This window comes from Streptococcus oralis (assembly GCF_001578705.1).
GTDB lineage: Bacteria > Bacillota > Bacilli > Lactobacillales > Streptococcaceae > Streptococcus > Streptococcus oralis_J.
This window is the reverse complement of the sequence record NZ_KQ969037.1, coordinates 278,958-285,427: the sequence shown is the minus strand read 5'-3', so window position 1 is coordinate 285,427 and position 6,470 is coordinate 278,958. Positions and strand designations below refer to the sequence as shown.

Genomic DNA, 6,470 nt, shown 5'->3' with positions numbered 1-6,470 from the left:
ACACACGGACAAAATCCACGTGATTTCGACCTAACTCCTGATCAAGAGTTTCTCATTGCTGTTCATCAAGATTCTGATAACGCAACCGTCTTTAAGCGTAATCCTGAAAGTGGTCGTCTTGCTGAACTTTCTAACGATTTCCATGTCCCAGAAGCAGTCTGTATCCACTTTGCGAACTAAGATAATCAAAAAAATGAACTTGAGATTCAAGTTCATTTTTTGTATTATAGTTTATTTCCGACATTAATACGGTTAATGGCACGTTGAAGAGCAATCTTAGCGCGTCGTTCTTGGTCAATTAAGTGCTTGTCTTGAGCTTCTTCAATTTCACGTTCGGCGCGAAGTTTAGCACGTTCAGCACGGCTGATATCGATATCACGAGCACGCTCTGCTGAGTCGGCTACAATGGTAATGATATCATTAGCAATCTCGATAATTCCTCCGTTCACTGCAATCCAGTTCACATGAGTATCATCATCGATTCGTTTTACCTTTACTTCATCAACCGCTAAAACCGCAATCATATTTTCATGTCGTGGCAAGATCCCCATCTCACCATCCAGAGTTCGTACCGATACAAAGCTGGCATGGTGATCATAGACGAGGCCATCTGGTGTCACGATCTGGACAGTTAACTGAGCCATAGATCACCTCTTAAAATCCCATTTTCTCTGCCTTAGCAATGACGTCTTCGATTGAACCAACTCCACGGAAGGCATCTTCTGGCAAGTGGTCATGTTTCCCTTCAAGGATTTCCTTGAAACCACGAACCGTTTCTGCTACTGGTACATAAGAACCAGGTTGGCCAGTAAATTGCTCCGCAACGTTGAAGTTTTGTGACAAGAAGAACTGGATACGACGGGCACGAGCAACCAAAGTCTTTTCTTCGTCAGAAAGCTCATCCATACCAAGGATAGCAATAATATCTTGCAACTCATGGTAACGTTGAAGAACACGTTTAACTTCAGCAGCTACTGCATAGTGCTCTTCTCCAACAATTTCAGGTGCCAAGGCACGTGAGCTTGAAGCCAACGGATCAACGGCTGGGTAAATCCCCAATTGTACCAACTTACGTTCCAAGTTTGTAGTTGAATCTAAGTGAGCGAAGGCTGTCGCTGGCGCTGGGTCAGTATAGTCATCCGCTGGCACGTAGATAGCCTGGATAGAGGTTACAGAACCCTTCTTGGTTGATGTGATACGTTCTTGCAATTGACCCATTTCCGTAGCAAGTGTTGGTTGGTAACCAACGGCTGATGGCATACGACCCAAAAGGGCAGATACTTCTGAACCAGCTTGTGTGAAACGGAAAATGTTGTCAATGAAGAGAAGAACGTCTTGACCTTCTACATCACGGAAGTATTCAGCGATTGTCAAACCAGTAAGGGCAACACGCATACGTGCTCCTGGTGGCTCATTCATTTGACCAAATACCATGGCTGTTTTCTCGATAACACCTGATTCTTTCATTTCCCAGTAAAGGTCGTTCCCTTCACGAGTACGTTCCCCAACACCGGTAAATACTGAAATACCACCGTGTTCTTGGGCAATATTGTGAATCAATTCTTGAATCAAGACGGTTTTACCAACTCCGGCACCACCGAAAAGTCCAACTTTACCACCTTTTAGGTAAGGGGCAAGAAGGTCGATAACCTTGATCCCTGTTTCCAAGATTTCAGATGAGGTAGACAATTCATCAAAAGTTGGAGCTTTCTTATGAATTGGCTGACGCTCAGCGTCTTCAGCGAAAGGAGCATCCAAGTCAATAGTATCCCCCAAAACGTTGAAGACACGTCCCAAAGTTTCTTTACCTACTGGCACAGAGATTGGACGGCCTGTGTCCAAAACTTCCATTCCACGAGTCAAACCATCTGTTGATTCCATGGCGATCGTACGGACCATACCATCACCCAACTCCAAGGCTACTTCAAGGACGATTTTTGTTTTTCTTTCGTCATTTTTGTAGACGACAAGTGCATTGTTAATCTCAGGAAGTGGTTCCCCAGCTGCAAACAAGACGTCTACAACGGGTCCGATAACCTGAGCAATTTTACCTGAACTCATCTCCTTCTCCTATTCTATATAAGATACTGTCGGTTCCTAGTTTACCTAGGTCCTAAGTTCATTTTGATACGAGGGAGGCAAAGCCTTATTCTAAGGCACTAGCCCCCGCTACGATTTCTGTAATTTCTTGTGTAATCGCCGCCTGTCTGGCACGGTTATACTGGATTGTCAAATCATTGATGACTTTCTTAGCATTATCAGTCGCCGTTTGCATGGCTGTCATACCAGCAGCATTCTCAGCTGTCTTGGCATCGATGATAGCCCCGTATATCATACTTTCTGCAAACTGAGGTAACAACTGCTCTAGAATCTCATCACGACTCGTTTCCAACTCAAATGTCAAGCTATACTCTTCATCCGCTTCATTTGGATCTAAGTCAACAATCGGCAGCATTTGTTCCACACGCATTTGACTTGTGAGAGTATTGACATGATGGTTGTAACAAACATAGAGTTCATCAAAAAGTTCATTTTGATACATTTCAATCGTTTTTGAAATAATTTTACGAACTTCATCAAAACTAGGTTGATCTGCTAAGCCCCGCAATTCATAGATTGGTTGAATGCCACGAGCCTTAAAGAAATCAGCTCCCATACCACCAATACAGATTATCTCAAAACCTGTACAATCTGGATGGTATTCTTCTTTCAGCTCCATCACAGCTTTGAGGATGGAAGCATTATAACCTCCAACCAAGCCACGGTCTGAAGTAATAACGATATAGCCTGTTTTCTTAACTGGGCGACTAATGAGCATCGGATTGGTAGAACCACCAGATCCGTTACCATGCAGAATATCCGTCAAAAGCTTACGAACCTTCTGAGCGTAAACTTGAAAGTTGCGTGCTGCTTCTTCAGAGCGACCTAACTTGGCAGCCGATACCATTTGCATGGCATTGGTGATTTGACTAGTATTTTTTGTTGAGGCGATTTTTGTTTTAATATCATTTAGAGATACTGCCATCTGACACCTCTATTCTTATTGGAAGCTGGATTGATTGAGAAACTCTGTAATCGCAGCATCCAAGACTGCTTCTTCTGGCAAGTCATTTGTTTCACGAATAGTTTCCAAAATCTCTGGATGTTGTGCATCAAAGAAATCATGAAACTCTTCCTCAAAACGAACAATGTCATCTACAGGAATCGTATCCAAGAAACCATGTGTCAAAGCATAAAGAATGGTTACTTGTTTCTCAACAGGTAATGGTTTATGAACTGGTTGTTTCAGAACTTCAACCGTACGACGACCACGATTCAACTTAGCCTGAGTTGCTGCATCCAAGTCCGAACCAAACTTAGTGAAGGCTTCCAACTCACGGTATGAAGCAAGGTCGATACGAAGAGTACCAGCAACCTTCTTCATGGCTTTAATTTGAGCAGAACCACCTACACGAGATACAGATGAACCTGCATCAATAGCTGGGCGAATACCTGCGTTAAAGAGACCATCTCCAAGGAAGATTTGTCCATCTGTGATTGAAATCACGTTGGTTGCGATATAGGCAGAGATATCACCTGCTTGCGTCTCAATAAATGGTAGGGCTGTGATTGATCCGCCACCAAGCTCGTCAGAAACTTTAGCTGAGCGCTCAAGCAAACGGCTGTGGAGGTAGAAAACATCCCCTGGGAAGGCTTCACGACCTGGTGGACGACGAAGCAAGAGGGAAAGTTCACGATAAGCTACCGCTTGTTTTGAAAGATCATCATAAACGATTAAAACATGCTTCCCTTGGTACATAAACTCTTCAGCCATAGCAACTCCAGCATAAGGAGCTAGGAAGAGCAATGGAGATGGCTGTGAAGCAGAGGCTGTCACAACGATTGTGTAGTCCAAGGCACCGTACTGACGAAGTGTTTCTACTTGTGTACGAACGGTTGATTCTTTTTGTCCAATTGCAACATAGATACAGATCATATCTTGACCTTTTTGGTTCAAGATTGTATCAATTGCAATGGTTGTTTTCCCTGTCTGACGGTCACCGATAATCAACTCACGTTGACCACGACCAATCGGAACAAGGGCATCAATAGCTTTCAAACCTGTTTGCAATGGTTCTGATACAGACTTACGTTGCATAACGCCAGGAGCCGGCGCTTCTACTGGACGAGACTTATCAGTATGGATTTCTCCAAGACCGTCAACTGGACGACCAAGTGGATCCACAACACGTCCAATAAGGCTCTCACCAACAGGAACTTCCATGATTTTACCTGTACGACGAATTGTATCGCCTTCACGAATATCTGTAAAGTCACCTAGGATGATAATCCCAACGTCTGTTGACTCCAAGTTTTGCGCCATCCCATAAGAGCCGTTTTCAAAAATCAATAGCTCTCCACTCATGGCATTTTCAAGGCCGTGAGCACGCGCAATTCCGTCCCCGATATAGGTTACAACACCTGTTTCAGATACATCAAAATTGGGTTTGAAATTTTCAATTTGTTGCTTAATTAAAGCGCTGATTTCTTGTGCGTTAATTGCCAAAAGAACACCACTTTCTATTTCAAATTTTCTTTAACAACTCGAAGTTGTTGTTTAATACTCACATCAATTGTCTTGTGATTGGCAAAAATGACAAAACCACCAATGAGCCCTTCATCAATTTGTTCTTTGATACTCCGTACTTTCAGAGACATTTTTTTCTCAATCAAGGGAAGCAAACGTTCCTTCTGTTCGTCCGTTAAAGGATGAGCTGAAGAAATCGTAACTACAAAATGATTGGTTTCTCTTTCAAGACGATTCAAACAATCAACAATGATATCATAAAAAAGATTTGCTCTGTGATTGTAAATCAGAACCTGAATAAAGTTTTGCATTAAAGGTGAGACAGAGTCTTGAAAGAAACCAACTGTTTTTTCCTTATCAGACTCATCAACTGCCACCTGAGCTAAAAAAGAAGGTAAGCCCGTTTCTTCTGCAACTTGTTTGATTTGATCCAAGTCTGAAAAAATCCGGTCCTCTTCTCCTTTCTCAATCACTAATTGGACAAAAGGCATGCTGTACTTTTCAATTACCTTTGCTGTTTTCTTGTCCATTAGGCTTCTCCTAGCTGATCGATATACTGATCAATGAGTTCCTTATGAGCATGACTATCAAGGTTTTTTGAGATGATTTTACCAGCGAGACTAATCGTCAAATCTGCCACCTCGCCCTTAACACTTTGCAAAGCCTCAGCTTTATTCTGAGCAATTTCTTGATTCGCCTTCTCTTTTAAGCGACCTGCTTCTACTTTAGCATCTGCCAGAATATCTGCTTTACTCTTCTCTGCAGTCTCTTTAGCATTTTCAATGATTGTTTTGGCTTCGTTGCGACTACCAGCCAATTCATCTTCACGTTTTTGGGCAAGAGTTTCTGCTTTTTGACGAGCTTGTTCAGCTCCATCAATATCAGCAGCAATTTTATTTGCCCTTTCTTCGAAGACACTTGTCAAGTTTGACCACGCATATTTCTTAACTAAGACAATCAAAAGGATAAAAGAGCCAGCGATTAAAATAAAGTTACCAATTAATTCACCTACTGTTACGTGCATCTGTTACTCCTTTCTACTCTTCATCATTAATTTTATTTCCTAGATACATAGAAGACAAGACTGTGAATACATAAGCCTGAACACAGGAAATAAACACAGAAAACGCCGTCCAGACTAGATTGGTAACAAATGCGACTGGATACCAATAAAGAGCCTGATGAGAAAGTGTGATAAGCAGACTAGCCATCACTTCTCCGGCAAAGATATTTCCGAATACCCGCAAAGCAAGTGATAGGAAATTCGTGACTTCTTCAAGGAGATTCATCGGTGTCATAAAACCTGGGGTAACAAAGCCTTTCAGATACTTTTTAACACCACGGCGACGAATTCCTTCTATATGGGTCATCAGGATAATTCCAAACGACATGGCCAAGTCAAATTGAAGATTGGCTGTTGGCGATGTCCACAGATTTGTCCCATCTGTAGTTTGAAGTTTTGCCATCAAACCAAGATTGTTTGCGATCACCATAAAAAGAAATAAACACAAGTAAAAGAGTGAGTAATCTTTCATGTACCGTGAGCCTACATTAGGTTCTGTAAATCCGACTACGAAGTCATAGAGATACTCCAGTACATTTTGCTTTCCTTTGGGTTTCACAGTCATATTCCGACTTGCCCAATAGATAAAGCCAAAAATAACGACTACAGACAGCAGGGTCAAGGCTGTCAAGGTCAAATCAAAGGTAACAGGACCAATATTGATGGTTGGATTGATACTTTCTTCCATCTAGAATCCTCCCTTTTCCATTTTATACTTCTTTTTATTTGATGATAAATGAAAATACGAGAGTTACAAAGAATGTTCCTTCAATAAAGGCAATCCCCATGATCATTAAGCTACGCAATTGTGGAATGATGTCTGGTTGGCGAGCTGCTGAC

At 42.0% G+C, this 6,470-nt stretch carries 8 protein-coding genes and 1 pseudogene; 1 reads left to right on the top strand and 8 read right to left on the bottom strand.

Annotated elements, in window-relative coordinates; translation table 11 throughout:
• The coding region (locus SORDD05_RS01390) for a beta-propeller fold lactonase family protein (RefSeq protein ID WP_155718843.1) at positions 1–180 on the top strand (180 nt) is incomplete at its 5' end.
• A gap of 44 nt (positions 181–224) precedes the next feature.
• On the opposite strand, the gene SORDD05_RS01385 is transcribed toward SORDD05_RS01390, so the two are convergent.
• The 8 genes and pseudogenes from SORDD05_RS01385 to SORDD05_RS01350 form a co-directional block, all read right to left on the bottom strand.
• On the bottom strand, positions 225–644 hold the full coding sequence (locus tag SORDD05_RS01385; protein ID WP_000068036.1) for a F0F1 ATP synthase subunit epsilon: 420 nt from the start codon (positions 642–644) through the stop codon (positions 225–227).
• A gap of 10 nt (positions 645–654) precedes the next feature.
• Entirely contained in the window at positions 655–2,061 is a 1,407-nt protein-coding gene (atpD, locus tag SORDD05_RS01380) for a F0F1 ATP synthase subunit beta (protein ID WP_061416764.1), read from the bottom strand.
• A gap of 85 nt (positions 2,062–2,146) precedes the next feature.
• Positions 2,147–3,025 (bottom strand): F0F1 ATP synthase subunit gamma, encoded by an 879-nt coding sequence (locus SORDD05_RS01375; RefSeq protein ID WP_061416763.1) that lies wholly within the window; start codon positions 3,023–3,025, stop codon positions 2,147–2,149.
• A 15-nt stretch (positions 3,026–3,040) separates the two neighbouring features.
• Entirely contained in the window at positions 3,041–4,546 is a 1,506-nt protein-coding gene (atpA, locus tag SORDD05_RS01370; RefSeq protein ID WP_061416762.1) for a F0F1 ATP synthase subunit alpha, read from the bottom strand.
• Between the two features lie 14 nt (positions 4,547–4,560).
• Complete coding sequence (locus SORDD05_RS01365) at positions 4,561–5,097, bottom strand: F0F1 ATP synthase subunit delta (protein ID WP_038806143.1); 537 nt, start codon at positions 5,095–5,097, stop codon at positions 4,561–4,563.
• Positions 5,097–5,591 (bottom strand): F0F1 ATP synthase subunit B, encoded by a 495-nt coding sequence (gene atpF / locus SORDD05_RS01360; protein WP_000558543.1) that lies wholly within the window; start codon positions 5,589–5,591, stop codon positions 5,097–5,099. The genes SORDD05_RS01365 and atpF overlap by 1 nt, the downstream gene beginning before the upstream one ends.
• 13 nt (positions 5,592–5,604) lie before the next feature.
• The gene (gene atpB, locus SORDD05_RS01355; protein ID WP_061416761.1) at positions 5,605–6,318 is read right to left on the bottom strand and encodes a F0F1 ATP synthase subunit A; all 714 of its coding nucleotides are present in this window, start codon (positions 6,316–6,318) and stop codon (positions 5,605–5,607) included.
• A 34-nt stretch (positions 6,319–6,352) separates the two neighbouring features.
• Positions 6,353–6,470: pseudogene (locus SORDD05_RS01350) on the bottom strand (F0F1 ATP synthase subunit C); the annotation flags it as partial.